At 51.0% G+C, this 25,684-nt stretch carries 25 protein-coding genes and 1 pseudogene; 15 read left to right on the top strand and 11 right to left on the bottom strand.

Going from position 1 to position 25,684, the window contains the following annotated elements; all coding sequences use genetic code 11:
* Positions 1-56 precede the first annotated feature (56 nt).
* Positions 57-917, top strand: coding sequence for a sirohydrochlorin chelatase (locus tag AC5JLP_RS14595; RefSeq protein ID WP_496068650.1), 861 nt, complete (start codon positions 57-59; stop codon positions 915-917).
* A 194-nt stretch (positions 918-1,111) separates the two neighbouring features.
* Positions 1,112-1,891, top strand: a complete 780-nt coding sequence (gene cobA / locus AC5JLP_RS14600; protein ID WP_496068651.1) for a uroporphyrinogen-III C-methyltransferase — start codon at positions 1,112-1,114, stop codon at positions 1,889-1,891.
* Here the strand turns inward: cobA and AC5JLP_RS14605 are convergent.
* Complete coding sequence (locus tag AC5JLP_RS14605; protein WP_496068652.1) at positions 1,876-2,454, bottom strand: DUF29 domain-containing protein; 579 nt, start codon at positions 2,452-2,454, stop codon at positions 1,876-1,878. The two genes, cobA and AC5JLP_RS14605, sit on opposite strands and share 16 nt — an antisense overlap.
* Positions 2,455-2,495: 41 nt before the next feature.
* Between AC5JLP_RS14605 and AC5JLP_RS14610 the strand changes: the two genes are divergently transcribed.
* The 3 genes and pseudogenes from AC5JLP_RS14610 to AC5JLP_RS14620 all read left to right on the top strand — a co-directional run bounded on the left by AC5JLP_RS14610 (position 2,496) and on the right by AC5JLP_RS14620 (position 4,100).
* The gene (locus AC5JLP_RS14610) at positions 2,496-2,831 is read left to right on the top strand and encodes an ankyrin repeat domain-containing protein (RefSeq protein WP_496068653.1); all 336 of its coding nucleotides are present in this window, start codon (positions 2,496-2,498) and stop codon (positions 2,829-2,831) included.
* Between the two features lie 23 nt (positions 2,832-2,854).
* Positions 2,855-3,007: pseudogene (locus AC5JLP_RS14615) on the top strand (hypothetical protein); the annotation flags it as partial.
* 127 nt (positions 3,008-3,134) lie between these two features.
* On the top strand, positions 3,135-4,100 hold the full coding sequence (locus AC5JLP_RS14620) for an RluA family pseudouridine synthase (protein WP_496068654.1): 966 nt from the start codon (positions 3,135-3,137) through the stop codon (positions 4,098-4,100).
* A 40-nt stretch (positions 4,101-4,140) separates the two neighbouring features.
* Here the strand turns inward: AC5JLP_RS14620 and AC5JLP_RS14625 are convergent, their stop codons facing one another.
* From AC5JLP_RS14625 to AC5JLP_RS14650, 6 genes are all read right to left on the bottom strand, one after another.
* On the bottom strand, positions 4,141-5,349 hold the full coding sequence (locus tag AC5JLP_RS14625; RefSeq protein ID WP_496068655.1) for a tocopherol cyclase family protein: 1,209 nt from the start codon (positions 5,347-5,349) through the stop codon (positions 4,141-4,143).
* 48 nt (positions 5,350-5,397) lie between these two features.
* On the bottom strand, positions 5,398-5,754 hold the full coding sequence (locus AC5JLP_RS14630; protein WP_496068656.1) for a DUF760 domain-containing protein: 357 nt from the start codon (positions 5,752-5,754) through the stop codon (positions 5,398-5,400).
* A 409-nt stretch (positions 5,755-6,163) separates the two neighbouring features.
* Positions 6,164-6,661, bottom strand: a complete 498-nt coding sequence (scpB, locus tag AC5JLP_RS14635; protein WP_496068657.1) for an SMC-Scp complex subunit ScpB — start codon at positions 6,659-6,661, stop codon at positions 6,164-6,166.
* A 140-nt stretch (positions 6,662-6,801) separates the two neighbouring features.
* Positions 6,802-7,653, bottom strand: a complete 852-nt coding sequence (ccmA, locus tag AC5JLP_RS14640; RefSeq protein WP_496068658.1) for a heme ABC exporter ATP-binding protein CcmA — start codon at positions 7,651-7,653, stop codon at positions 6,802-6,804.
* Positions 7,654-7,722: 69 nt separating this feature from the next.
* Positions 7,723-8,469, bottom strand: a complete 747-nt coding sequence (locus AC5JLP_RS14645; protein ID WP_496068659.1) for a phosphatase PAP2 family protein — start codon at positions 8,467-8,469, stop codon at positions 7,723-7,725.
* A 182-nt stretch (positions 8,470-8,651) separates the two neighbouring features.
* Positions 8,652-8,885, bottom strand: a complete 234-nt coding sequence (locus tag AC5JLP_RS14650) for a hypothetical protein (RefSeq protein ID WP_496068660.1) — start codon at positions 8,883-8,885, stop codon at positions 8,652-8,654.
* A gap of 158 nt (positions 8,886-9,043) precedes the next feature.
* On the opposite strand from AC5JLP_RS14650, the gene AC5JLP_RS14655 reads away from it, so the two are divergent.
* Positions 9,044-11,233: an NAD(P)/FAD-dependent oxidoreductase gene (locus AC5JLP_RS14655; RefSeq protein ID WP_496068661.1), complete on the top strand. Its 2,190-nt coding sequence runs from the start codon at positions 9,044-9,046 to the stop codon at positions 11,231-11,233.
* A gap of 218 nt (positions 11,234-11,451) precedes the next feature.
* On the opposite strand, the gene AC5JLP_RS14660 is transcribed toward AC5JLP_RS14655, so the two are convergent.
* The gene (locus AC5JLP_RS14660) at positions 11,452-13,317 is read right to left on the bottom strand and encodes a hypothetical protein (RefSeq protein WP_496068662.1); all 1,866 of its coding nucleotides are present in this window, start codon (positions 13,315-13,317) and stop codon (positions 11,452-11,454) included.
* A 538-nt stretch (positions 13,318-13,855) separates the two neighbouring features.
* Between AC5JLP_RS14660 and crtA the strand changes: the two genes are divergently transcribed.
* The 3 genes from crtA (at position 13,856) to hpsJ-A (ending at position 16,289) form a co-directional block, all read left to right on the top strand.
* On the top strand, positions 13,856-14,731 hold the full coding sequence (gene crtA / locus AC5JLP_RS14665) for a cyanoexosortase A (protein ID WP_496068663.1): 876 nt from the start codon (positions 13,856-13,858) through the stop codon (positions 14,729-14,731).
* Positions 14,724-15,404 carry a cyanoexosortase A system-associated protein gene (locus tag AC5JLP_RS14670; RefSeq protein ID WP_496068664.1) on the top strand — a complete coding sequence of 227 codons (681 nt, stop codon included), beginning with the start codon at positions 14,724-14,726 and terminating at the stop codon, positions 15,402-15,404. The genes crtA and AC5JLP_RS14670 overlap by 8 nt, the downstream gene beginning before the upstream one ends.
* A 210-nt stretch (positions 15,405-15,614) precedes the next feature.
* Positions 15,615-16,289, top strand: coding sequence for an HpsJ-like protein, cyanoexosortase A-associated (gene hpsJ-A / locus AC5JLP_RS14675; protein ID WP_496068665.1), 675 nt, complete (start codon positions 15,615-15,617; stop codon positions 16,287-16,289).
* A gap of 260 nt (positions 16,290-16,549) precedes the next feature.
* On the opposite strand, the gene AC5JLP_RS14680 is transcribed toward hpsJ-A, so the two are convergent.
* Positions 16,550-17,554 (bottom strand): phosphoribulokinase, encoded by a 1,005-nt coding sequence (locus tag AC5JLP_RS14680; RefSeq protein ID WP_496068666.1) that lies wholly within the window; start codon positions 17,552-17,554, stop codon positions 16,550-16,552.
* Positions 17,555-18,167: 613 nt separating this feature from the next.
* Here AC5JLP_RS14680 and cpcD/petH point away from each other — a divergent pair.
* Both cpcD/petH and AC5JLP_RS14690 read left to right on the top strand, forming a co-directional pair.
* Entirely contained in the window at positions 18,168-19,409 is a 1,242-nt protein-coding gene (gene cpcD/petH, locus AC5JLP_RS14685; RefSeq protein WP_496068667.1) for a bifunctional rod-capping linker CpcD/ferredoxin--NADP reductase PetH, read from the top strand.
* A gap of 30 nt (positions 19,410-19,439) precedes the next feature.
* A complete protein-coding gene (locus tag AC5JLP_RS14690; protein ID WP_496068668.1) occupies positions 19,440-19,607 on the top strand; it encodes a hypothetical protein in 168 nt (55 codons plus the stop codon).
* A gap of 78 nt (positions 19,608-19,685) precedes the next feature.
* On the opposite strand, the gene AC5JLP_RS14695 is transcribed toward AC5JLP_RS14690, so the two are convergent.
* The gene (locus AC5JLP_RS14695; RefSeq protein WP_496068669.1) at positions 19,686-20,423 is read right to left on the bottom strand and encodes a hypothetical protein; all 738 of its coding nucleotides are present in this window, start codon (positions 20,421-20,423) and stop codon (positions 19,686-19,688) included.
* Between the two features lie 157 nt (positions 20,424-20,580).
* Here AC5JLP_RS14695 and dxs point away from each other — a divergent pair, with 157 nt between their 5' ends.
* The 4 genes from dxs (at position 20,581) to AC5JLP_RS14715 (ending at position 24,176) form a co-directional block, all read left to right on the top strand.
* A complete protein-coding gene (dxs, locus tag AC5JLP_RS14700; RefSeq protein WP_496068670.1) occupies positions 20,581-22,485 on the top strand; it encodes a 1-deoxy-D-xylulose-5-phosphate synthase in 1,905 nt (634 codons plus the stop codon).
* 107 nt (positions 22,486-22,592) lie between these two features.
* Complete coding sequence (locus AC5JLP_RS14705; protein WP_496068671.1) at positions 22,593-23,204, top strand: SMI1/KNR4 family protein; 612 nt, start codon at positions 22,593-22,595, stop codon at positions 23,202-23,204.
* A gap of 274 nt (positions 23,205-23,478) precedes the next feature.
* A complete protein-coding gene (locus tag AC5JLP_RS14710; protein ID WP_496068672.1) occupies positions 23,479-23,721 on the top strand; it encodes a hypothetical protein in 243 nt (80 codons plus the stop codon).
* Between the two features lie 2 nt (positions 23,722-23,723).
* Entirely contained in the window at positions 23,724-24,176 is a 453-nt protein-coding gene (locus AC5JLP_RS14715) for an HNH endonuclease (RefSeq protein WP_496068673.1), read from the top strand.
* A gap of 37 nt (positions 24,177-24,213) precedes the next feature.
* Here the strand turns inward: AC5JLP_RS14715 and hemW are convergent, their stop codons facing one another.
* Positions 24,214-25,599 carry a radical SAM family heme chaperone HemW gene (gene hemW / locus AC5JLP_RS14720; protein ID WP_496068674.1) on the bottom strand — a complete coding sequence of 462 codons (1,386 nt, stop codon included), beginning with the start codon at positions 25,597-25,599 and terminating at the stop codon, positions 24,214-24,216.
* Between the last annotated feature and the right edge of the window lie 85 nt (positions 25,600-25,684).

Here is a 25,684-nt window from a genome sequence, read left to right on the forward strand (position 1 = left end):
AAAAGTAGCGGTCTCCCTACTTTACTCGACCCACCATTCTTTGACGCACTACCCTCTTGTCTTACCCCTCTGCCTATTTACTCATCGCTCATGGAAGCCGTGATCCGCGCCCTCAAGCCGCGATAGAAGTCCTTTCTGAGCACTTTGCCCAGACCATGCAGCATGATTTAGAGTCTCTAGCTACTGGTCGTGGGTATGGCGCGATCGACTGGGACGATTCTGCTAAGGAAACGGTTGTTTTAACCGCTTCTTGTCAGGACGCGGCAACTAAGCATACAAAGCCACTAGTAGGCACCGCGTTTCTAGAATGCCAGCCTCTACCTTTGCACCAACAAATCGAGCAGTTTTGTGACACCGTTCGGGCATCCTTGACGGCAAGTGACGATCGTGCCACGCCCTTCAAGCTTGTCATCCTGCCGCTATTTCTGTTGCCCGGTGTGCATGTCATGGAAGACATTCCCGCAGAAATCGCGCTGGCACAACAAGCCCTTGGAGATGCGATCGAACTGGAGCTACGTCCCGCGATCGGCGCTCATCCAGGTTTGCATCGCCTCGTGACGGAGTGCATGTCCGCACAACCTGTTGAAGCGTGGATTTTGCTGTCTCACGGCAGTCGTCGCCCCCAAGGTAATGAGCCTGTTGAAGCGCTAGCCGAGCGTTTAGGCATCTTGACGGCCTACTGGTCTGTACCACCAAGCCTGGAGTCTCGCCTGCAAGAACTCTCACAGCTTGGCCTTCGCCACATTGGGATTCTGCCCTACTTCCTGTTTGCGGGTGGGATTACGGATGCGATCGCCCAAACCGTTGAAACCCTCACCCAACAGTTCCCTACGCTCAACCTACACCTCGCGCATCCCCTCTCTGCAAGTTCAGCATTAACAGATCTGCTCGTGGATCTGGCGCAGGATAGAGGGTAGAGAGGCAGAGGAGCCAGAAGAGGGAGAGGAAGCAAGGGAAGCAAGGAAGCCTTCTTTGTATCATCCAGAACTCAAATCTCAAACGGTTTCTCTTGCCCCCTCTACGCCTCAAGCTTGCTCTCACTCTTTTTGACCTTCCACTCCCCCTGCTCCCTCCGCTCTCCCGCTCCCCCTGCTCCTTCCACTCTTTCCCCATGCAACACACAGGCAAAGTCTATCTAGTCGGCGCGGGTCCCGGTGATCCGGGGCTAATGACGCTGAAGGGCAAGACATTGCTGGAATGTGCCGATGTCGTGGTTTACGATGCATTGGTCAGTCCACAGGTGCTAGCAATGATTAATCCACAGGCAGAGCAAATTCATGCAGGCAAGCGGCGAGGCAAGCACTCGTTGATGCAAGAAGAGATTACGCCACTGCTGATTGAAAAGGCAAAAACGGCAGCGATCGTCGTGCGGCTCAAGGGTGGCGATCCCTTCATGTTTGGGCGTGGCGGTGAAGAAATGGAAGATTTAGTAAAAGCGGGCATTGCAGTTGAAGTGGTACCAGGGATCACATCGGGCATTGCGGCGACTGCCTATGCGGGGATTCCGCTGACCCACCGTGCTTACAGTTCTTCGGTGACCTTTGTGACGGGGCATGAGGGTGCTGGAAAGTACCGCCCGGCGGTGAACTGGCAGGCGATCGCGCACGGCTCGGAGACGATCGTCGTCTACATGGGCATCCACAACTTGCCGTGTATCACCGAGCAACTTCGACTGGCAGGGGTAAATGTACATACGCCTGTTGCACTGGTTCGTTGGGGCACACGAGCCGAACAGGAAGAGTTGATCGGCACCTTGGGGACGATCGTGCACCAGGTAGAAGCCGCCAACTTTGAGGCTCCCGCGATCGCGGTGATTGGTGCTGTCGTCAATCTGCACGAAATTCTCGCTGGCTGTCGTCCTGCAGCGATCGCGCCCTACTCTGGCAAATAATCCTCATCGAGCGCCTGTTCAGGCGTGAACGGTGAGTCGGTTGGAAAGGTGGCGATCGGCAGTCCGGTTTCAGCAGCAGCCAGCTTTCGCGCTTGCCGATAATTTTCAGTAAAAGTCTGGGCAAAATGGGCTTTAAGACTGGGACTGTCTCTGAATGCTTTGAAAAGACGGTTCCGATGTTCTAATAACGTGAAACGCCAACTGTTAGAACGTTGGTCGGGTTGGTACTTGTATTTCAGTAGGTGCATCAAAATAACTTCGAGGGTGCTTTCAACAGCGTGTTTGTCACCCCTGCCCATGCTCTCAATTTCTTCGACCAAATTTTCGATATCAAGTTTGTCAAATTCGCCGTTCCGCAGTAGTTGTGTTGTTTCCTGTAACCAAAGGTAAAAGTCACGATCGTAAAGCTGAGCTTTAGTGGCAGAGGTTTCAGGCTGAAGAGTCATAGCAATCACCCACACAGGTAAGCGACGTTGCTTGGAGTCTAGCATGGGTGGCTTTGAGTCCGCTGCCTGATGCGCTAAGGTAAATAAAACAACCACTTTCATCAACCAATTAGACAAGTTAAACGCTCCAAAACTTAAACAGCAATGGCATTTACCTTATGTCTGAAGCAGAGGCAAATAATCAGTTTTATGAGCTTCGTGATGCGGCGTTCGTTGACCCAAATGCCGCAGAAGACTTTTTAAGCGAATACCCTTCCAGTATTCATGCCAAAAATTCTATTGGTGAAACAGCCCTTCACTTTTTAGCTGTTGAAAATGCTATAGAGTCTGTGCGTAGTCTGCTGGAGCAAGGAGCAGACATCAACACGACAAATAATTTTGGTGATACGCCTTTGTCTGAAGCCGCAAGCCTCGGTTATTTAGAGCTATACCGCTTCTTGCTTGATAACGGTCTGATCCACGACTTCACAATCAGTATGGCAATACAGCTTTAGCAGCGGCAGCGCAAGCAGATCAAGTCACAATAGTAGAGCTACTTCTAAGCTATGTTGATGCTGACGAAGACATTAACACTCACTTCGGCAATGTCACAGCTATGATGCTTCTAAATGAAGATGGTTATCTAACAGAGTTGTTAAAAGCGCGAGGCTTGAAGAATCCATACGTTTAGACGCAATGCGTTTTGAGTGCCTGAGCGAGGAAAAGTAGGGATGGACGCAAAGATCTCTGCCATCGATCATCGGAGTGTTTCACACTTGAAGCTCATGTCTTTAAGGCTTCTGAGCAAGGTTTAGCCATTGTCTTCCCAAATTGAACTACAGGTTGCCGCCGTAAGTGATGCTGAGGCACCACACCATCGACTCGATCGCTACCTTGCTGAGCAACTGACGGATCTTTCACGATCGCGGTTGCAAAAGTTGATTGAGCAAGGACACATTCAGGTGAATGGGCACGTTTGTACATCAAAAAAAGCGATCGTGCAGGTGGGTGATCAGATTCACATCACCATTCCCGACGCAGAACCGCTTGATCTGCAAGCAGAAGACATTCCCCTGGACGTTCTTTACGAAGACGATCATCTGCTGATTATTAATAAGCCAGCGGGATTGGTGGTGCATCCGGCTCCAGGGCATGAAGGAGGCACACTGGTCAATGCACTGCTCGCTCACTGCGATCGTCTGGCAGGGATTGGGGGCGTGCAGCGTCCCGGTATTGTGCATCGGTTAGATAAGGACACCAGTGGCGCGATCGCCGTTGCAAAAACCGATCAAGCGCACCAGCACTTGCAGGCACAACTGAAAGCGAAAACGGCGCGACGGGACTATCTTGCGGTCGTCTACGGTGCGCCTGCGGCAGATAGCGGACTGATCGACTTACCGATCGGTCGGCATCTCGTTGATCGGAAGAAAATGGCGATCGTGCCCGAAGAGAAAGGAGGCCGTCGCGCCGTGACCCACTGGCAGGTAAAAGAACGACTCGGAAACTACACATTGATGCAGTTTGCGCTAGAAACAGGACGCACTCATCAAATTCGGGTGCATAGCGCCAAAATGGGACATCCGATCGTGGGCGATCCGGTTTATGGGACAGGACGTTCTGTCGGTGTAAACCTCCCTGGGCAAGCATTGCACGCGTGGCGACTGCAATTGGAGCATCCCGTTTTAGCGACCACGATCGTCGTCACTGCTCCTATTCCTGCCACCTTCACAACGTTGATTGATACCTTGCGACGACGTAATGCGGCGACAACTGCGAGAATTTAAGACAGTTCCAATCAGTCAAAACCATAAGACTATTCACGTTTCAGCCAGCACTTCTCCAAACGCCATCCCACGACTCGCCACCTGTTTCTAACCCACCGCGATCGCTGTGTGCCTCTAGCAAAAGCGTGTGACGTTGGCGATCGTGCAATCGTAGTGTGATGTGCCCCAGCATGGTGTCACGACAGGCAAAGACCAGTCCCTCTACCGTTGGAGCACGCAACGGCGTACCAGGAAGATCAGTAGTACCCATTAGCTCAACGGTATACTGACTGCTTTCCGCCCACATGCGCCAATGTCCCCAAGGCTGAATCTCCCAGTGCACTTGAGCATTCCAGGGCGCAAACTCATAGAACGTGCCGCGATAATGCACCCCAATCATCGCTACCGATTCCATCCACCACAATACGCCCCGACGACCACCACCCGCTGTTAGTGCCAGATCTGGTTCACCTGCAAAACTATTGCAGTTTAGCCAAAACCACTTCTGCGGAAAGGCACCACCCCAGTTTTTTTCGCTATAGGCAGGGGCGTTTTCAAAGTTGTAATGCCGCCCATTCCACTCAACCCAGCCTGTAGCAAATCCATGCGCCATCAAAATTTGCCAGCCCGGCTCAAAGATTTGCAGCGATGAAAGCCAACCTGCCGTTGATTGTTGGAGACGGTTCGCGTTGCCCCAGCCATACACTGGCTCAATTTGATATGCCCACCGTGCCGATGCACCTGATGGCTCCCGCAGAATTCCCTGATGCCAAGTAGCCGTTGCTTGATAGCCTTCCTGGACAAATTCGGTGAACTGTTTGGGGGAAAGGTAGTGGGGGGCGAGAGAAAAAGTTTTGAGTTTTGAGTTTTGTTCGCGTAGCGTTTCCGCAGAAAATATTTTGAGTTTTCTTGACTCCCGACTCCCGACTCCCGACTCCTGACTCCCTTCTGCCCTCTGCCCTCTGCCCTCTGCCTCCTCGCCCCTCTCTCCTCTCTCCTCTCTCCTCTTACCCCAATGCCCCAATCCTAACGCATGCTTCCACGCCCAGAAAGTTGTTACATCCGGGAAGGTGCGGCACAAATATTCGTCATGAGGCCCAAGGATTTGTGCGGCTCCACCGCTATAAGGCTGGCCGCCGATCGGGTCTTCTATGGAGTACATGAAGGCAAACGTTTGACCGCAATCAGGTAGCGTCACGCGGTAGTACCAGCCTTCAAAAAAGCGACGATCGCTGCCGTCCCAGTGGTAGCCGCTGTGAGGGGTTTGCAAGCGACTGGGATTAGTTTGTGGTGGTGGTGCGGAAGATAGAATAGGACGCTACGGACGATCAGGACACTCTGGTGGGATGGAGAAGGAACCCGCTAGCAAGTCTTCCATTTCCATCCGTTGCTCCATTTGGCGGAGGAAATAGCCTGTCATCATGGCAGAGGCTAACAAGCCTGCCAAATTGTCACGATCAGTCGTGATTTTGACATTAAAGGCTTCGGAGGGCAACATACCCAGCAGCCCCTGAACATTGTGAGAAATGATTTGCTTGACATCAGGAGTGACTAGCTTAGCCACCTGAGCGATAATTTCAGGAGGCTGATGCTGAAGATACTTCAGCAATTCATTCGACTCGTGTTCTTCAACATCGGCACCAAGGAAATTTGCGCTATCAGGGTTAAAGACCATTGCTAGATTAATATCCGTTTCAAACTATTCTGACACTTCTCGTCATAACTGCAACCCGTAGCTTCATGGGGATGAGATCAATCGATTCTTTAGCGTTCGGAGGATTTACGGGCATAGGCTGGATGCAGGGACGGCAATTATCCGTATTTTGCGGCTTGTAAAGAAGTATCGTGGGTTTTAGCCTTCAGCGGTCAGCAGTTAGCTTTCAGCTTTTTCTTGAGTGTTGAATGCTGAAAGCTAAAAAATCAGGACTCACGCAAATTCTCGCAAAACTAGCCTCCAGCCCCCAATTTATAGCCCTAGCGGGCATATAAGAAAGGGGGAGCAAGCACTCAAAGTCCTCCAGAATTGGGGGATTGATGGGGCGGCTGCGTGAGTCCTAGAAATGAAGACAACAAAGATTTTGTGCTCAAGACTTGGCTTTGATGTGTTGCTCGAACTCCTGTGGGAGTTGATTCATTTGAAAGTATTGATGGAATTTGTTGGTGATCTGTAGCCAGTAGGAGCGCCCATCTGATTGTCGGCGCTTGCGGACAAAGCCAAGTTCGACCAGTTCTGGCACGTGCTGGTAGGCACCAGAACCACGTAATTCTACCAGTTCTGTTTGTGAAATGGGACCTCTGAGCGCGATCGCTGCCAATGTTCTCAACGCACCCAGTCCTAAATCAGCAGGCACGAGCGTTTGCACCAGATGATGAAACGTTTCGCGGAGCTGTAATGTGTAGCCGTTAGCCGTTTCTGCCACTTCTAGCGCACTATCGCGGTGGGCATACTCTGCCATGAGTTCAATCAAGCCTTCCTCTGCGGCCTCACGATCGCACTGCGCAAATTCCGCAATTTCCGCTACAGTCAGCGGCTGCGCTTTTAAGTACAAAATGGCTTCGATTTTGCTAGCAAGACGAGACATGGGGAAAGGGTAGAAGGGAAAGAGAAAGGCGAGGGAAGCCGGGGAAGCACGGGGGAAGCCGGGCAAAGCGACACAAACAAGTCTTTGAGAAGCGTAGAACCTTATGGAACTCAGAATGTCTTCCTCTGCTTCCCCAGCCCTCAATCTAAATTACGTCCGGTCAACTCAACAAAAATATCCTCCAAGTTGGACGGTCTTACCATCATGCCTGTTTTATCTGGTTGTTGATCGAGGTAGGCGTTTGCGTCAGCAACAGTTGGGAAGAATGTGTAGTCCCAGCGATCGTCGGTTTGCTTCATGACTAATCCTTCGCCGTGCTTTTGGCGGAAGTCTTGCAGGGTGCCTAGTTCAATCAACTTACCTGCGTCCATGATGCCAATGCGATCGCACAGGTACTCGACCTCATCCATGTAGTGAGTGGTGAGTAGAATCGTCATGCCCTGTTTGTTTAAGTCGCGGATCATTTCCCAAAGGCGACGACGGGTTTGCGGATCTAGCCCTACGGTTGGCTCATCCAGAAACAGCACGTTTGGTTGATGCAGCAAAGCGCGAGCGATTTGTAAACGACGCTTCATGCCGCCAGAAAGCGTTTTGGCAAGATCGTGACGCCGATCGCTCAATTCTACGTACTCCAACCAGCGATCGATGTCTTGCTGTCGTTGAGGATTGGGAAGGTGATGCAGCCGTCCGTGGAATTCCATATTCTCCCAGACAGACAGATCGCTATCTACGCTAATCTGCTGGAGCACCACGCCGATCTGCTGCTTGACCTGCGATCGCTGCCGCATCACGTCAAACCCCGCCACCTGAATTTGCCCTTCTGAAGGCTTCGTCAGCGTTGTTAGCATCCGAATCGTTGTAGACTTACCCGCGCCGTTTGGTCCTAGCAAGCCAAACATTTCCCCTGGCTGAAGCTCAAACGAGAGATTGTTGACAACAGGGGCCTTATCAAAGGTTTTGTAAACGTTGTGCAGTGAAACAGCAGGAGTCATAGAAAAGTTTTGAGTTCTAAGTTTTGAGTTCTGAGTTTTCCCAACTCCCAACTCCCCTTTACCTTCTGCCTACTTCCGGCTTGTCACTGAGGTCAAAGCGCGCTGTCTGGTCTTGGGCATAGGTCGGTAGCGGCGTTTCCAGATTTCCAGGCTAAGGATGCAGGCAACGAGCCAGACAGTCCCAGCCGCATAGCCAGCCACAATGTCAGTAGGCCAGTGTACGCCAAAGTAGAGGCGGCTTAAGCCGATCGCGCAGACGAGTAAAACGGTACCTGTGGCGATAGCAACTCGCCAACGAGGCACATGAATGGCTAAAAGGTAGCCGATGATGCCAAACACTACCAGAGACATCATGGCATGACCGCTAGGAAAGCTATAAAAGTTAACGTCAACTGTACGCTGCCACAGTTCTGGACGGGCGCGGGCAAACAGGGCTTTGAGCACGGTGTTGAGTACCAATGCGCCAAGGGCTGCGAGCGTGAGAGTCACGGTTTCGGCCCGCTGCTTGCGCCAAAGCAGAAAGGCTGCCAAGACCAAGCTAGCCACCAACAATACGGATGGATTGCCAATATTGGTAATGACAATCATGACGCGATCGAGGAATGGCGCGTGCCACTGTCGAATCGTTAATAAGATGCGGGTATCAAGCGATTGGGTTTCCTTCTCCAGGACTTCCTCTGCGATTTCGTAAAAACCCCACAGAGCAAACCCAGCAATCAACAGGCCAATAAAGCGAACAGTGGTTAACAGCGGCAGGATTCGTGGACTAACACGCTCTCTCCAGACGCGAAGAATCTTCTGGCTAAGCTCGTACATTAGGGTTCTAAGGCAAGGCTAGATATTCTGTATAACAATGAAATCCGTCACTAGTCTATCTAGCAAGGGTTTGAAATGCATGCAATAGTCAGCAAAGGGTGATACTGCCTGCTACTCCTTGACTGAGCCGCTCTATGTGTTGCGTGTCACTCCCGTGGGATGCCTACCCTTCTATTCGTATCTTAAGGTAATGTTTTCCAGGCCGCTACAATAATTTCGCTGAGCCACTGCCGCTGCTGCGAATCGAGCAGAGCATCATCGACTAAAACCTCTGCTATCAAGTCTTCGAGCGTCTGACCATTGGTACGCGCCACATTTACAACCCCGACGATCGCGGCTGCAATCCTTTCCTCATCGACAAATTTCTGTCGGAGTCCACCACCTTCTGCGGTGTGCGCTGGCATAGGATAATTCATGACAGATGCTAACAAAGGAATGAGTTCAGGTAGTCTGAAAGATTTATGAGAAACTTGTAACGTTTACGTAACTCGAAAAGCGTCACTGAAGTTTAGCGCATTTTTAACTGTGTTCAACCCGTCTCTTTTAGTTGTTTATTAAAGTTTGGCTCCCCCAAATGAAGGAAGTTCTGTATCTAGAAATCCCTACGTCAGACGTAGAAGCGGTGAAAACCTGGCTACAGGGGGAGTTTGAACCCCAAACAGGTGTAAAAACGCCTACAAATAGCGGCATTCGCCTAACCGTGCTCCTAACGACTCCGCTAGAAACGCCTACGGTAGAGACCCAAATGGAGACTGCTGCCCTAGCCATTTTTGTCTGGTCGTTGCAGCGGACAACCTATCTCAAAGTCTTTCGCTGGGCGGAGCAGCCCGTACCGTCTGAAAAGAGCCTGCTGAAACAACTGACGCTGGCGCTTCGCGATCGCTTTCCCAATCAGTACCCGCAGCCCCCCGTGATCGACCTCTCTCGCCAATCAATCTTTGACGCACTGGTTGCACAGTACCCTCAGACGGTTAAGTATTTCCAGAAAATGCCAAACGGTGAGTATGACCTTACTCGCGTTTACTGGTGGGAGCAGCGCTGGCGCGAAGGGGTGAAGAATCCGAAAGAACCGCGACAGGTGGTGTTTAGGGGAGAGGAGGCAGGAGGCAGGAGGCAAGAGGCAGAATCAATTCAAAACTCAAAATATTTTCTACGGAAACGCTACGCGAACAAAACTCAAAACTCTCCTCACCCCTCTCTCCTCACCCCTCTCTCCTCACCCTCCTACGACCTGATCTACCTCGGTGGTGCCCTGGGTGTCATTCATGCAGCGGTGATGGCAAAGCTGGGCTATCGGGTGCTGCTGGTGGAGCGGTTGCCGTTTGGCAAAATGAACCGGGAATGGAATATCTCGCGCAGTGAGTTTCAGAGTCTCATCAACTTAGGGTTATTCACGCCCAGCGAGTTTGAAAGCATCATTGCCAGAGAATATATAGACGGGTTTCACAAGTTTTTTGATGCCAACAATCCACCGCAGGCAAAAGCACCCGTGCTGCATACGCCAACGGTCTTAAACGTCGGGCTGGATGCAGAAAAGCTGCTGCGCGTCTGTGGTGAGAAGTTGCGTGGCTACGGTGGCGAGATTTGGGATGAAACGGAATTTATCCGTGCAGATGTCGATCGCATTCAGGTGGTGGAAGCAAAACATCTTCCGACAGGTGACCTGCGATCGGTGAGCGGTCGTCTGCTGGTCGATGCGATGGGCACTGCATCACCAATCGCGTGGCAACTTAACGGTGGACGTGCGTTTGATAGCGTTTGTCCAACGGTAGGAGCCGTGATTGAAAGTGGCTTTGAACCGGGTGTCTGGGATGCTCGCTATGGGGACGTGCTGAACAGTCACGGGGATCTTTCACGGGGGCGGCAGCTCATTTGGGAACTGTTTCCGGCGGATGGCGAAGCACTCACCTTTTACCTGTTTCACTATCACCAGGTGCATCCCGAAAATCCAGGCTCCTTGCTGGAAATGTACGAAGACTTTTTTACCATCCTGCCAGAGTATCGCCGCTGCGATATGGAAAAGCTGGTCTGGAAGAAGCCGACATTCGGCTATATTCCAGGGCACTTTACCACAGGTCGGAGCGATCGCCAGGTGGCGTTCGATCGCTTAATTGCCCTGGGTGATGCGGCCTCGCTCCAATCACCATTGATTTTCACGGGGTTTGGTTCGCTGGTACGCAACCTTCCTCGCCTGACACATCTGCTCGATACGGCCTTAAAACATGACCTGCTCAGCGCTAAACATCTAAACCAGATTCGCGCCTACCAAAGCAATGTCGCCGTGACCTGGTTGTTTTCTAAAGGCATGATGGTGCCAACTGGTCGCAATTTGCCGCCTGAGCGTGTCAATGCGATGCTGAACACCTTTTTTGGCATTCTGGCAGACCAACCACCCACGATCGCTGAAGCGTTCATTAAAGATCGCGTGGACTGGTTGACGTTTAACCGTATGGCGCTCACGGCCGCCTGGAAAAATCCGAAGTTGCTGCTGTGGATCTGGGAGATGGCAGGCCCCGTAGACTTGGGGCGGTGGCTAGGCAGCTACCTGGACTTTACCATCAGCGCGTTTGTCAGCAGCCTCATTAGCGGTTGGTTTCCAGCACTCTTACGGCAAATCCAGCCCTGGCTAGAACCACGCTTACCAGGTTTCTGGCTGTGGCTGTTAGCGCAAAGCTATACGTTTACAGATGGCGTTGGACGACCGCAGCCAACCCAACCTGTTGCGTCTGAAACGGTTAAAGAGCAGACGCACGCACCAATTTAGAGATGCCTCTTCAGCGCACCTCTTTAACACCAAGTCTTGAAGCACCGAGCCTTGGTGTACCGGGCCTTGGATATGAAACTCGATACGCTCACTTGCCTTTGCCCACTTTTTGCTTGCGTAAGCGCTTAGGGACTAGCGTGAAAATAAAATTCCTTTGATGCGTGACGGCTAGCGCCTAACACATCCTACGGCTCTTTGCTTGCGTAAGGGCTTACGACCTAGCGCTTGGGGAACGTGGGCAAGTCTACAGCCGCCAAAGATGCCAACTTTTTGGAGGAGCGAAGGGGATACACGATCGGGGATGGCGTTGCTGTGGCAAATGATGCTGACGCAAGCCCTGGCTGGCTGGCTACACTGATGGTTTGCTTCACCACTGACGAGCGATCGAGCGTACTCAATGAAAGGAATTTTGAAGGACGCTGAGCCATGTTCTCGGTGACGATGTTTCTAACATCGCTTTCGGCAGTGCCAGGATCGTCAGTATCAGCCTCTATCGTGTTAGTGCGTGTGGCGACGGGTACCAGAGGCGCTTTCTTCGAGCTGCTCAGGCGATCGCGCCATGTCCAGGCAGTAATCGCCTGACCTGACTGATCGGGAGGGGCACTCACAGGAGCCACGGCTGGTGGCAAGGCTGGGTGCGAAACAGTAGAGAGGGGCGGAATGCCTCCACGCGTGGATGGGCTTTGAGTTGCGGCAACGGGAGTAACGTGCTTGACCGCAGGAATGACATCGGCACTGGATGCGACACTCGATGATGGGTCAATCGAGGCAGCCAGGTTGTGCCAAAGCTGGTCAGCAGACGGATCTTCTGGTAAAGCCTCTGGCACGATCGCGGTAGCTTCAGACGGCAGAGATGAAGCAGACGCTTGCTGATGATCCGTTGAGGATGGAGTGTCCGTAGAAGGGTCTGCTCCTAGAAAAGGACTCAGAGCAAAAATGGATTCTGTTTGCGATACATCTGCTTCTAACGCATCAGCTTCCTGGTAAGAGCGTTCCTCAACCGTATCGGGAAACATGAGCTGCATCAGGTAGGCCACAAACTGCGGATCGTCCGAATCTGGCAGAGCGGATGGATGGGTAGGGTCGGCGATCGTGTGCTCTTGATTTTCGCCACCAACGGCTGAGTTCGCCGCCAAGTCACCGTCCTCTTGCCATAAATCAGCACTGCCCTGCTCCGAATCACCGTCGTGCTTTAACAGTCTAAATAACGGCTTTGGCATGGCTGACTGGTCGTCACCAGCCTGAGTCACGTCGGCAGGCTGTGACCAGGGCTTCACAGGCTGGTTTTTGGGCTTCAGTAATGCAGAGAGGGGATGTGGCGTTGTCCCGTCGTCCAGTAACGCTTCAGAAAGCGCCTGATGGGTGTAGACCGTTGGCATCTCGAGACATTTTTCGAGTGCCGCTTTAAACTGAAGCGTTTGCTGCTGCTGGCGATGCAGACGCAACCGGAGGTCACGGCAGGCACTCTCAGCTTGCAGCACTTGCTGTACCTGTTCGTTATGGCGTTGCTGGATTAGCGCGCAATCTCGCTCTAGCTGCGCAATGCGTTCCTGGCTGCTTTTCAACTGTTCGGTCAGGGTTTCAACTAAAATTTGCTGCCGTTGAGCCGTTTGCTGCGATCGCTCAAGTTCCTGTAGCAGTTGACGCAACCGATCGTGGGCTACCTCAGCCGTTTCACCCGTCGTCTCGGCCTGAGAGCAAGCTGTTTCTAGCTGCCATTCAATTTGATGTTGCACCAGATCGAGTTCGGCTTGCGCGAGACGATCGCGCAGGGTTGCATTCTCTTCCTGCAAGTGCTGTAGCTGGTCAGTATCAGAACTTACAGGAATCATCGCTAAAGGAGCGATTGCAGGGTCAAGTTCGGCGCTACTGTAATGGATAACTCCCGACTTGGTCGCTTCACCAAACGTGGGAAGTTGGATGGGAGGCAACGCCTGACTGTGCGGCAAGGCATCAATGCTCATAGCTCCTGGAAAATCAACAGTTTGCCAGCCTTCATCAGCGGCTTGAACCGCAGGCGCTTGCTTTGATGGGACGATCGAGGCGGGGTCTGGTTGGTCGTTTGGGCTATCAGCTTCACTCATGGCGTTTATCCTGAAGTTGGCTCATCCTGAAGACGAAAATCTTTAGCGCACCACTGCTGCAACGCTAGCCATTATATAGTTGGCATTCAAAGTTGAGCGATGTTTTATCGGCGTTGCAGCGTTAGGACGAAACTTGTGAATTTCACTGCAACCATTTTCCAGCACCAAAGACGTTCAGCCTTTTTATCGTTCAGCTTTTGTATCACAAACTGCTGTTGTCCACTGTTTTTGTAATGGACTGTAATTTTCAGGCAGCGCCAGCGCTTTAAGTGACCGTATGCATAGCCTTCATTTGCAAGTTTTACAGCCACCCTATCCCCAAACCTGAGCCCAACTCCCACTTCTACGACTTCTCTCAAAAGCTCATGGCTACAACAGCCGTCATCACTCAACAAGTATGAAATTTCAATGAAGGTCTGGCTTTAAGCGGCGTGCTAACTGCGACTTTCGGCATTAAGTGTCTTAAGGTAAAAAACGTTGAGGAGCGATCGTTTAAGCTCTCTTGTTCAGCCAGAGGGCTATTAGGCTCAGACTATAAATGGACTTACTCAATCGCCTCCAGAAACCGATCGTTTGGCTGCTCGGCACCACGACTGCCATGATCGCCCTACATCTCACCTTGCTGAGCCGTAGTGGTGATGCCGAACTCTCACAGGGCGTGTTTGCCACGTATGCGCTGGTGTGGTGTGCCGTTGCTTCGTTGCTTTGGGAACGGCGACAAACGCTTATGCCTCAGACGGGTTCTCTCAGCACGGCGATCGGCGGCTGTTTGCTGCTGGGTCTACTCTGGCTCAGTGCAGCCCTGCCTACGTATGGATTCTTTTTGAGGGGCTTTCCGCTGGTGATGGTGCTGGGATTAGGCTTGTTGGCATCTGGGTTGCGAAGGCTGCATCAGTATTGGAAAGAGCTATTCATCTTCGGGCTGTTAATGCTGAATCCGCTGCTTAAGCTGGGGTTAGACCTGATTAACTTGCCCAGGTTCACGGCTCAGGCAGCGGCTTTTATGCTCTGGTATACCGGGTTTGACGTGCGCCTTGACGGCCTGTCGCTGCTGCTGCCAACAGGGCGTGTCGATGTATATGGCGCATGTTCTGGGGTTGGTAGCATGTTGCAAATGCTGAATCTCTCTGTACTGTTTGTGCTGATCATTGCCTTACCCTCGGTGGTGCAGCAACTGCTTTCTGTGCTGCTAGCCGTGTTCATTGGCTTTATGGTCAACGCCGCGAGAGTCGCGTTGATGGCTGTCTTAGTGGCATTTTCACAAAAGAGCGCCTTTGATTACTGGCATACGGGGGATGGCTCACTGATTTTTGCCGCGATCGCCGTGGGATTGTTCGGGCTGTTTAGCTGGTTCGCTTTCCTGCGGATGCCACAATCGGTTGCTGAAGCGGGGACGCTGCCCAACGATGACTAACTCCTTCTGGCAATCCACCCGGATGGTGCTGCTGGTTCTAACCTTTGGCAGTGCGATCGTGGTTTTGAGCAAGGCTATAGTGACCCCCAAAGCCGTTATCCCACAGCCAACATCCCGCCTTCCTGCAACTGTTCCTTCAGCTGATTGGCAATCGGTTGCTAGCGTTACCCTCCCGCCTATACCAGAAGCGATCGCGGGTCAGCAGTACGAGTATCGCCGCCAACAGCAGTCTCTTACAGTGCAAATGCGCTATATGACGGAAGATGGCGATGTGAATCGCTTTCTGTTTGCGTATACTCCGATTCGGCAAGACAACAAACGCTTGGTGTTGAAGTATCAGCCCCAAATTGGGTTTTATGGCGTGTTGCCCTATCAGAAAAGAGCTTATTTAAGTGCTTGCATTAGCCCCCGTGGAGAAAGCACCGTCACCGCGCAGCAGTTTGTGCAAAATCTCCGTGCCCATAATCTCATTCCTGGTCGCATCTTGCCCTGGCTGAGTGGGCAACAGTCGCTGCTCGATCGTCGCTGCTTGTGGACGCTCATGTCTGTACCGTTGACTGCGGCAGATTCGATCGCGCTGGACAATGCTTATGAAACACTAGAAGATTTCTGGATCTCCTGGTACCGTTGGTGGCAACCCAACTTTCCCCCTACAAGTCCACCCTCTTCTTAAAGCCTGTTTAACTGTCATGCCTGTCGAGTAGAAAGAACGTTCAGGCTGCGCCCAAAACCTATACGGGGCGTTTCATCAATCGGCCTAGATTGTGTCATACCATTTCCCTTCCACTGAGCTACAGACGATGCACTCCAACCAGCGATGCTACGCAGGTTCGGGCACTCAAAACTTAAAACTGAGAACTGGTAATAGAGGAAACCTCGCTTTATGGCTGAATCAGCGACCGAAAATCGATCGATACACCGATTCCGTTTGGTTGGCTATGGCTTATTAGGCTATGCCTTAATGGATTTGATCCAGGTGCTGTATCCACCCAAGTTCTTTAACCCTGCGTGGGAGGTGCAAGCGATTGGTAGCCTGATTGAACGCGTCATTGTGCCATTGCTGGGGTTAGCGCTGGTCTTTTTTGGCGAGTTTTACGATCGCAATCGGGTTGAAAAAATCCTTCTCAACGTGCTGTCGTGGCTTTGCCTGGTGCTGGCGATCGTCTGTTTGCTGGTCATCCCACTGGGCGTTTTTGGGACGGCTCGTCTGGATTTTCAGAATGATCAACAGGTGAATCGACAGGCAGAACAGCAGCTCTCCCAGTTCAATAAACTGGAACAACAACTGGACCAAAGCAGCACGGGTGATATTCAGGCGCTAGCAACCAAAGCGGGGATTCCGATCGACCCTACGAAAGAGCCACAGGCGTTGAAGACCGAAATTTTAGGGCGTTTGACAACCGTGCGGTCCAGAGTTCAATCTCAGATTGAAGAGAGTCGCGCGAACCAGAAGCAGACTCTCTTCAAAAACTCGATTAAATGGAACTTGGGTGCATTACTGGCGAGTTGCCTCTTCTTCTTCCTTTGGAAAAGTAGCGATTGGGCACGACAACGGTAAGAGCATCCGTATCTTCTCCTATATCGTTGTGCAACAAAAAAGGGGATGTTTATACGTTCCCTTTTGACAAAGGTACGAAGCTACTAAAGTATTAGGACTTACGCATTTGCCTCCAAAAGCCCCAAAAATGGGGGTTTAATTGGCTCGGTTCCCCCTTTCTTGTAGCTTGCTTCCCGAATGGTATGCCCAAAGGGCTATGAATTGGGGGCTAGAGGGCGAAAGATGACCGCTTTTGCGTAAGTCCTGAGTATGAAGCGCTACTACACTCTCGCCGCAATTTTGGCTTCTTTTGCGGTTAACCGTTCGTAGGTTGCGCGCATTTTCAAACCTGTCAAGACTTGAAATAGCCCTGTACCGTTTGCAGAACCGGGATATTCGCGGTGGTGTAGCAGCAGCTCGGTTAGCTCACCATCGTATTTCACAGAGGTTTTGCTGAGGTGCTGCTCGATGTAGATGACTTCTTCAAGCTTGTCGAATTGACCGTCAACCTCTAGTACCGAGACGCTATGACCATAGTAAACATCAGGCCCATAATGCATTTTGATGCCAGGGTAGGAGCAGGTCAGCTTCCGACCGCAAGGAATCCAGTCGATCGTCGAACCTTCATCGAACAGGTAGGCTGGGTCAAATCCTTCTACCTCATCGCGTTGGATCATTTGCACACGCAAGACCTTCCGCTCCTTGTCGTCTTTGATGAGTTGCGTGGGCAATACTTGAATGACCACATCCGCAAACCCCTTCTGTGGGTCGATGTAGGCTTTGAAGTCAGGACGGCGGGAGTTGATGGCTGCCAAGACATCTTCGTAGGTATGTCCACGTTCGGACATGTCGCGCTGAATTTTCCAGGCAATCTTCACTTCATCACTGATGTCCAGGTAGACGCTAAAGTCTAGCAAACTACGCACTCGCTCGTCATACAGGGGATGCAAGCCTTCAATCACCACAATGTGATTTGGGGCGATTTTTTCGGGCGGATCGATCAGGCCCGTCTCGTGGTTATAGATTGGCTTGTTGATGGTCTCACCGTGCTTTAAGGCTTTGATCTGTTCATACATCAAATCAAAGTTGTTTGCCTTTGGGTTGAGGGCGGTGATGCCTGTTTCTTTGCGCTGCTTCCGGTCCAGACTGTGGTAGTCGTCCAGGCAGATGACGGTGACGAAATCTTCCCCAAACAAATCGGTGAGTCGGCGCAGAAAGGTGGATTTACCGCACCCGGAATCTCCGGCAACGCCGATCAGAACCACGCGGTCTGGCTTACTGGTCATAGGTTTCCTCTAATCGAAAAGATATCTACTAACTGTGTCTTGAGTTAAGCGGCAACAAAGCTGAATTCACGATCGCACTGGCTTGCATCAAAAGATTGCAATACAAACCGCGATTATGACAATGAAAGTTCTCACACAACATTACCAGGAAGCAGAGTCACCAGGAAAGCAAAATACACTCCCAGTTGCGGAAGACTCTGAATTGAATTGAGTAAGTATTTAATCCTACTGCTGTTGCTATCTTACCAAAAACGGGATCATCATCACAAGGCTTCGCAGGAATTGATTTTTCCAACTGAGAAGCAACACTAGTTGCGATCGTCAAGATTCAAAAAGGCGATTAGGAGCAGGATCTTGCTTTAGAGCTAAGGCATTGGCTGCTCTTCTGGGGTCTTAAGTCTGTAGACTTAAACATAGGAACAATTTGGGTGATTCGCTGCTTATCGTCTAAGCCATGCTTGTAGGGAAGGCTGCGGCAACTAAAGGTGGGCCGCTGTAGGTTACGTGCCGATGTGATCACCCTGAGCACACGACCCATAGCAAAGGCTCCGCAATAGCCCAAGATACGGCACAATAACAACACATTAGGTCTGGTTCGGAGACATTGAGCAAAATGTACAACTCAAGCGCAGCCAGTGGTACTGCAAACACGGCATTTGGTAGCCGCGTCTTTCGCTATGAAGTAGTCGGGTTGCGGCAGAACAGCCAAACCGATCGCACAAGCTACTCCATTCGTCAAAGTGGCAGCACGTTCATCAACGTGCCTTATAGTCGTATGAATGACGCCATGCAACAAATCGCACGACTGGGCGGCAAAATTGTCAGCATTCAGCCGTTGACCGATGATTCTAAAATCAATGGGAACGTTACCCCAGAACAGAAAAAACCTGCGGTACAAGTAGAAACTGGAAAGGGCAACCAACCAGGAGCACAGAAAAAGCCTATGACTCAGGCAAAGGCAAAGGCAGATATTCCCGTGAATATCTATCGTCCTAATGCCCCCTTTGTGGGCCGGGTGGTTTCAAACGAACCGCTCGTTAAAGAAGGTGGCATTGGTATTTGTCAGCACGTGAAGTTCGACATCTCCGAAGGGGATTTGCGGTATCTGGAAGGTCAAAGTATTGGGATTATTCCGCCTGGTACCGACAAGAATGGCAAGCCTGAAAAGCTACGGCTTTACTCGATCGCATCCACTCGGCATGGCGACGATGTAGACGACAAAACGGTCTCTCTCTGTGTCCGTCAGCTTGAATATCAGCACCCCGAAACCAAGGAAACGGTTTATGGCGTTTGCTCTACCCATATTTGCCACCTGAAGCCAGGTGACGAAATTAAAATTACCGGGCCTACAGGCAAAGAAATGCTGTTGCCTGAAGACCCGGATGCCAAAATCATCATGATGGCAACGGGAACAGGGATTGCCCCCTTCCGCGCTTATCTGTGGCGCATGTTCAAAGACAAAGAACGGGAAGCCAATCCTGACTATAAGTTTACGGGTCTAGCGTGGCTAGTGTTTGGTGTAGCCACAACGCCAAACGTGCTGTACAAAGAGGAATTGGAAGAAATTAAGGAAAAATATCCTGACAACTTCCGTGTTACCTACGCGATTAGCCGAGAACAGAAAAACCCTGAAGGCGGCAGAATGTATATCCAGCACCGTGTCGCGGAACATGCTGAAGAGATCTACAAGCTGCTTCAAGAAGACAAAACCCACGTCTACATTTGTGGTCTGAAAGGGATGGAAGACGGCATTGACGCGGCGCTCTCAGTCGAAGCAACGAAAGCTGGCAGAGACTGGAAGGAATATCAGCGTGAGCTGAAGAAGGCTGGTCGCTGGCATGTGGAAACGTACTAGTGGAGTGTCAACTTTGAGTTGAGGGGATCAATGAGTGAGTGGGTGATCATTCTCGCCAGCGCGTCGCCCCATTCGCTTTTAGCCCCTCATTTCATCTTTTTTAACAGGTTGCCAGTCAGACGGCATTTTTACAGTCGTAAGGTTGGTCGATCGACCGCAACGAACGGCATCAAAAAGCCAGCTACCCAAATTGGGTAGCTGGCTTTTTGATTGGGTCAAGAGAGTCTAGAAAGCTTTTGTTTCCCCTGCTTGTTTCCCTTGGCCTCACGGCTTTTTCTAGTAGCGTTGGGGAATTGGCTGAGACGGTGTGGCAGGTGCTGTCGATGCAGGTGCGGTGCTAGGTGCAGTTTGAGTTTCAGGTGCGATCGTCGGGCTTGTCGTTGTAGATGGTGTCGATTGCACCGTTCCATCCGGCTGTATGGATGAGCCGCTAACGCCACCTGTGGGGGTAAACGGTAGGAACGTCGGATCAACCTCCCGTGGGAAATAGCTGGCATCAATGCAAGAGTCTAGCGCTTTGGTCGCTGGGACTTTAGCCGCTTTGTTTAACCCGATGACGCAGTTAGCATATCGCTCTGGCAACAAGCTCCGACGGCAACTGTCAAGCACTTCAGCGGCAGTGCTATCACTAATCTCACGGCGAATATCGACGACACATTCTGATAAATCTCTAGGGCGACGTACTTGTCGGCAGGCTGTCAAAGCATCAGCCGCCGCAAAGGTGTTACCACTCAGCTCACTCACGCAAGCCGATAAGTCTTTAGGGAAAAAGGCTCTAGAACATGCAGAGGCGGCTTCTTCAGTGGCGATTTTGGCACCGAGTAAGTCTGAGGTGCAACGTTCGTAATCGTTAGCAGCGATCGCCGAGGGCATAGGCAAGACGACTGCAAGCAGTCCACTAACAACGCTGATACTGGCAAAACCACTAACCAACGTGATGCGAGACTGAGATTTTGGCTGACAGATTTGAGCTTTCACAGTTTCAAGAGCGTGGAGGGTGATCGTTCGCATCATAACAAGCTTTTTGCGCCAGATTAAACCCCACTTTCGTCACACTTATGGGTTCGATCGCGGCAAACGTTACAAATCTGTCATCAACTGCACCAACCCGAATCTACTACAGTGATAAGGGTATACGAATCCCGTTTAGCAGTCCAAAGGATACCCATGTATGCATCTGAGCGAATTAACCCACCCGAACCAGTTGCATGGTCTGTCAATCTATCAGCTCCAACAAATTGCTCGCCAAATTCGTGAAAAACACCTACAAACCGTCGCAGCCAGTGGTGGGCACTTAGGTCCTGGCTTGGGTGTTGTAGAGTTGACCCTGGCACTCTACCAAACGCTGGATCTCGATCGCGATAAAGTCACCTGGGATGTTGGGCACCAAGCATACCCCCATAAGCTCATTACCGGACGCTATGCACGCTTTCATACGCTGCGCCAGAAGGAGGGTATTGCTGGCTACCTGAAGCGCTGTGAAAGCAAATTTGACCATTTTGGGGCAGGGCATGCGTCTACCAGCATCTCTTCAGCGCTGGGAATGGCACTCGCACGCGACATGCAGGGCGAGAATTACAAAGTCGTCGCTGTGATTGGCGATGGTGCGCTGACAGGGGGCATGGCACTCGAAGCAATTAATCATGCTGGACATTTACCGAAAACAAACCTACTGGTGGTGCTGAACGATAACGAAATGTCCATTTCACCCAATGTGGGTGCCATTCCTCGCTACCTCAATAAAATGCGGCTCAGTCCCCCGGTGCAGTTTCTGTCCGAAAACCTGGAAGAGCAGTTCAAGCATCTGCCGTTTGTGGGTGATTCTCTTGCGCCCGAAATTGAGCGCGTCAAAGAAGGCATGAAGCGGCTAGCCGTACCCAAGGTGGGAGCCGTGTTTGAAGAATTGGGCTTTACCTATGTGGGGCCAATCGACGGTCATAACCTGCAAGAGTTGATCACCACTTTCCAGCAGGCACACAAGCATCCTGGGCCCGTATTGGTGCATGTGGTCACTACCAAAGGCAAAGGCTACGAAATTGCTGAAAAAGATCAGGTTGGCTACCATGCCCAGTCGCCCTTTAACCTGGCAACCGGGAAGGCAGCGCCCTCCAGCAAACCCAAACCTCCCGGTTACTCCAAAGTCTTTGGTGACACGCTGACGAAAATTGCAGAGAACGATCGCCGGGTCATCGGCATCACCGCCGCAATGGCAACAGGCACAGGGTTAGACATTCTACAGAAGCGATTGCCCGACCAGTACATCGACGTGGGGATTGCCGAACAACATGCCGTGACGCTAGCCGCCGGACTCGCGTGCGAAGGGATGCGACCTGTTGCCACTATCTATTCCACCTTCCTGCAACGAGCCTTTGATCAGATTATTCACGATGTCTGTATTCAAAATCTGCCTGTTTTCTTCTGTCTCGATCGCGCGGGCATTGTAGGTGCCGATGGCCCTACCCATCAGGGCATGTACGACATTGCCTACCTCCGTTGCATCCCCAATATGGTGCTGATGGCTCCCAAAGACGAAGCCGAACTTCAGCGCATGCTTGTCACGGGCATTGAGTACACTGGGCCGATCGCCATGCGCTATCCACGCGGCAACGGCTATGGCGCGCCGCTGATGGAAGAAGGTTGGGAACCACTTCCGATCGGCAAAGGCGAAATTCTCCGCAACGGGGATGATGTCCTCCTCGTGGGCTACGGTTCAATGGTGTACCCCTCAATGCAGGTAGCGGAAATGCTTAGCGAACACGGCATTGAAGCCACCGTCATCAACGCTCGCTTTGCCAAACCATTGGATACAGAACTTATCCTACCGCTGGCACAAAAAATTGGTCGAGTAGTGACGCTGGAAGAAGGTTGCCTGATGGGCGGCTTTGGGTCTGCGATCGCCGAGTCCCTTCTGGATGCAGAGATTGCCGTCCCCCTCACTCGTATTGGCATCCCTGACAAATTGGTGGATCACGCCACACCCGACGAGTCGAAAGCAGACCTTGGCTTGACCCCACCCCAAATGGCCGATCGCATTTTGAAGTTGTTCAGCAAACAGCCATCAACCGTTTCTGTGTGACCATTATGGGTACTTAGGCAAAGCCAACTCAGTCTAAACGGGAGTTAGCCTTCACTCTTTTGCTGTGATTCAGTTGCCTACCTTCTAACTGGGTTGAGAATCAGAAGATGTCTTTACTTACTGAAACTTTGACTCGAATCATGGCGTGGATGCAGGAACATACTCCTCAATGTGCTGAGTCGTTTCTACCAGGGTTACCTCAGCATAGAATTCAAGAACTGAGCGAAAGGCTTGACATTCCATTTCCAACCGAGGTGTATGAACTCTATAAATGGCGTAATGGTACCTACGAAGAAAGCAATCGTATGAATGCTCTCTTAGTGTTTCATTTCTCGCCACTTGAGCAGATGGTAGCAACTTATGAGCAGATGAATTCTGACAAGGAAAATGTTTATTTCGTTCTTCAAGATGGTTCTCGTTTATTTCCAATCTCAGACGATGGAGGTGATTACATCACAGTCCTAGTTCCTCAAGAGGCAAATATTTTACAAACTCCAATTGCCTTATTTGATCGCGAATCTGCATACGGCCATCTTGCGTTTCAAAGTTGTGCCACCCTGATGCAGACGCTGGAAGAATCTTATAGGTTAGGTGCTTTATATCTCGATGAAGACGGTTTCATCAACGAAGATTCACACCAATTGTTGACAATTATACAAAGATATAGCGCTACAACGATTAGTTCAGAATTAGTCAATGTTCTATTACAGAATGATTAGTCGATATGGTTGGTCAGATCGAAGGTGAAAGGTAATTGGAGATGCCTACCAAACGACTGCCCCTTCTTGAGGAGAAGGAGAACAAATTAAAGTCCCTCTCCCGTTCTGGGAGCAGGCTTAAAGCGTTCGGCATAGTAAGAGAAAGGGTGAGAGCAAGTCTTGGTAAGGTAAGTATATAAATACCTTAAATCTTCTCTTACCTATTTTTTGGAGGCGACCTTCTTGAATTCTGTACTCAAAATCGAGTGGAATAACATAGTTTCTAAGGTGAATTATGAATGCACAACTGATGATTCAACCTTCTTTTTTCATTGATGCTGGCATTCAAATCAAGCCAGTTCGAGGATTATTCTTATTTAAGTTTAGTGAGGATCTGCAAGAGCGACTGGAGAACCTGAATGAGAAACAGCGAGAGCTACAGTTGACACCCGATGAAGCAGTAGAGCTTACAGGGATTTTAGAACTCGATCGCATTTTCACCCTGCTCAATGCAAAAGTTATTGCTGAGTCTACGTAGACATGGCGATTTCAAAAGAGATTCGGCAACAGGTTCGAGCGCGAGCTAAATACCTGTGTGAATACTGTCACTCCTCTGAAGAATCCAGTGCAGCGCGGTTTGAAATTGATCACATCCAACCGCGATCGCGTGGAGGAGCAGATACATTTGAAAATCTAGCTTTGGCTTGTCAGCGGTGTAATAGCTACCGTTACAACTTCACAGAAGGGCTTGATCCAGAATCTCAAGTTTCTACTCAGTTATTTAACCCACGACTACATCAATGGAATGAGCATCTTATTTGGGAAAAGGGTGGTCTATTGATTCGAGGCAAGACTGCAGTTGGGCGTGCAACGCGCGATCGCTTAGATTTGAATGATCAAGAGCATAATGAGGGGGCAATTGTTAAAGCTCGTCGTCTTTGGATTCAAGGCGGCTGGCATCCACCGTCCAATGATGTTATTGACTTGTTTTAGGAAGCACCTATTTTAAGTGCCTCAAATATCCAATGTTTCAAAGATCCAATGCTTCAAAGAGTGCAATCAAAATCACGTTCGAGAACAAAAAGCCTTCGGGATCAGTTAATCGCAAGCGCCCAGAAATGGGTATGTCAGTGGAAGATCCGTTAGGTCGATCGGCTGGCTCAGACATCACCCAACCATTAGCACAGAACGGCTGTAAACACATCCAAACGCGTTCCCACAGCGAATACCCAAATTGCTCAATGAGGGCTGCAATACTCAAACCTTCTGCTAATCGCAAACCAAGCATCAGCGTGTCGAGAATATCGGGTGTAGGGTGTGGGGGGTAAGGTATGGGGTGTCGAGAGGTTGGAGTTGCTTCCCCTGCTTCCCGCACTTCCCGTGCCTCCCCTGCTTCCCCTGCCCTCTGCCCCCTGCCCTCTGCCTCCTGCCTTCCCTCCACCCACGCATAATACTCTCGTGTCTTTCGAGGACGCGAAAAGCGGTTATGCTCCAGGTAGCTCGTCGCGCCCATGCCAAAGCCGTAGAACGATCGGTTCTCCCAATACACGCGGTTATGGCGGCACTGATACCCCGGTTTGGCGTAATTGGAAATCTCATAATGGTCATAGCCTGCGGTAGTGAGTAGCCGTTGAGCCATGCGGTACATTTCAGCGGTGGTTTCGTCAGAGGGAAGTGGCTGTGCTCCCGGTTTGTATTGCCGTCCAAAGGCTGTAACAGGTTCAATGGTTAGGTCGTAGCAAGAAAGATGGGTTGGCTTAAGGGCGATCGCCATCTCCAACGATGCTTGCCAATCCTCTAGCGTCTGATGGGGCAAGCCAGAGATTAAGTCCAGGCTGAAGTTCTCGAAGCCAGCTTGCTGCACCCACTCGACAGACTGGTGTATATCTGCGACGGTGTGCGATCGACCACAGGCTTGCAATAATTCCGGCTGAAATGCCTGTACGCCAAGGCTGACCCGGTTAATCCCAGCCGATCGATAGCCCTTTACTTGCACTAGATCAAATGTACCGGGATCAATTTCCATCGCTATCTCAGCCTCAGTCGCAATACCAAACTGCTGCTCTAATGTGATAAGAATCCGTTTGAGTTGTTCAACAGCCAATAAGGAAGGCGTGCCACCCCCTAAAAAAACAGTTTGAAGCGGTTTGCCAAAGGTTGTAGTGGCGCGGATTTCCTGGCAAAGCCTTTCGATGTAGTGGGCGATCGTCCCAGAATTGCTGCCTGTTAGTGGCTCTGAAACCCCATCATTACGGGCGATTGGAAGCTTATCACCCACCACTGAAACCGCAAAATCGCAGTAGAAGCAGCGACGACGACAGAAGGGAATGTGGAGGTATGCGGCTGTCGGGCAATCAGCGCCGGAGCGATCAACCAGGTTAAGTGTTTCCTCAGAATTTGCCCTAGACAAAAGCATTACAAGTACGGGGAGTATAATGGAATCATGCTGCCTGACTGCTATGCCAGCGGAATCGTTGCATTCCTTTTATCGTACTTGTAGT

It is taken from the genome of Stenomitos rutilans (assembly GCF_059505485.1).

What these genes read in the sequence shown, in the direction of transcription:
- AC5JLP_RS14710 (WP_496068672.1), top strand. Translation starts at nt 23,479, where the DNA reads ATGAATGCACAACTGATGATTCAACCTTCTTTTTTCATTGATGCTGGC.
- hemW (WP_496068674.1), bottom strand. Translation starts at nt 25,599, where the DNA reads ATGCTTTTGTCTAGGGCAAATTCTGAGGAAACACTTAACCTGGTTGAT.
- hpsJ-A (WP_496068665.1), top strand. Translation starts at nt 15,615, where the DNA reads ATGGCTGAATCAGCGACCGAAAATCGATCGATACACCGATTCCGTTTG.
- AC5JLP_RS14715 (WP_496068673.1), top strand. Translation starts at nt 23,724, where the DNA reads ATGGCGATTTCAAAAGAGATTCGGCAACAGGTTCGAGCGCGAGCTAAA.
- AC5JLP_RS14650 (WP_496068660.1), bottom strand. Translation starts at nt 8,885, where the DNA reads ATGAATTATCCTATGCCAGCGCACACCGCAGAAGGTGGTGGACTCCGA.
- crtA (WP_496068663.1), top strand. Translation starts at nt 13,856, where the DNA reads ATGGACTTACTCAATCGCCTCCAGAAACCGATCGTTTGGCTGCTCGGC.
- AC5JLP_RS14695 (WP_496068669.1), bottom strand. Translation starts at nt 20,423, where the DNA reads ATGATGCGAACGATCACCCTCCACGCTCTTGAAACTGTGAAAGCTCAA.
- AC5JLP_RS14655 (WP_496068661.1), top strand. Translation starts at nt 9,044, where the DNA reads ATGAAGGAAGTTCTGTATCTAGAAATCCCTACGTCAGACGTAGAAGCG.
- AC5JLP_RS14670 (WP_496068664.1), top strand. Translation starts at nt 14,724, where the DNA reads ATGACTAACTCCTTCTGGCAATCCACCCGGATGGTGCTGCTGGTTCTA.
- AC5JLP_RS14610 (WP_496068653.1), top strand. Translation starts at nt 2,496, where the DNA reads ATGTCTGAAGCAGAGGCAAATAATCAGTTTTATGAGCTTCGTGATGCG.
- cpcD/petH (WP_496068667.1), top strand. Translation starts at nt 18,168, where the DNA reads ATGTACAACTCAAGCGCAGCCAGTGGTACTGCAAACACGGCATTTGGT.
- cobA (WP_496068651.1), top strand. Translation starts at nt 1,112, where the DNA reads ATGCAACACACAGGCAAAGTCTATCTAGTCGGCGCGGGTCCCGGTGAT.
- AC5JLP_RS14630 (WP_496068656.1), bottom strand. Translation starts at nt 5,754, where the DNA reads ATGGTCTTTAACCCTGATAGCGCAAATTTCCTTGGTGCCGATGTTGAA.
- AC5JLP_RS14645 (WP_496068659.1), bottom strand. Translation starts at nt 8,469, where the DNA reads ATGTACGAGCTTAGCCAGAAGATTCTTCGCGTCTGGAGAGAGCGTGTT.
- AC5JLP_RS14705 (WP_496068671.1), top strand. Translation starts at nt 22,593, where the DNA reads ATGTCTTTACTTACTGAAACTTTGACTCGAATCATGGCGTGGATGCAG.
- AC5JLP_RS14680 (WP_496068666.1), bottom strand. Translation starts at nt 17,554, where the DNA reads ATGACCAGTAAGCCAGACCGCGTGGTTCTGATCGGCGTTGCCGGAGAT.
- AC5JLP_RS14690 (WP_496068668.1), top strand. Translation starts at nt 19,440, where the DNA reads ATGAGTGAGTGGGTGATCATTCTCGCCAGCGCGTCGCCCCATTCGCTT.
- ccmA (WP_496068658.1), bottom strand. Translation starts at nt 7,653, where the DNA reads ATGACTCCTGCTGTTTCACTGCACAACGTTTACAAAACCTTTGATAAG.
- AC5JLP_RS14660 (WP_496068662.1), bottom strand. Translation starts at nt 13,317, where the DNA reads ATGAGTGAAGCTGATAGCCCAAACGACCAACCAGACCCCGCCTCGATC.
- dxs (WP_496068670.1), top strand. Translation starts at nt 20,581, where the DNA reads ATGCATCTGAGCGAATTAACCCACCCGAACCAGTTGCATGGTCTGTCA.
- scpB (WP_496068657.1), bottom strand. Translation starts at nt 6,661, where the DNA reads ATGTCTCGTCTTGCTAGCAAAATCGAAGCCATTTTGTACTTAAAAGCG.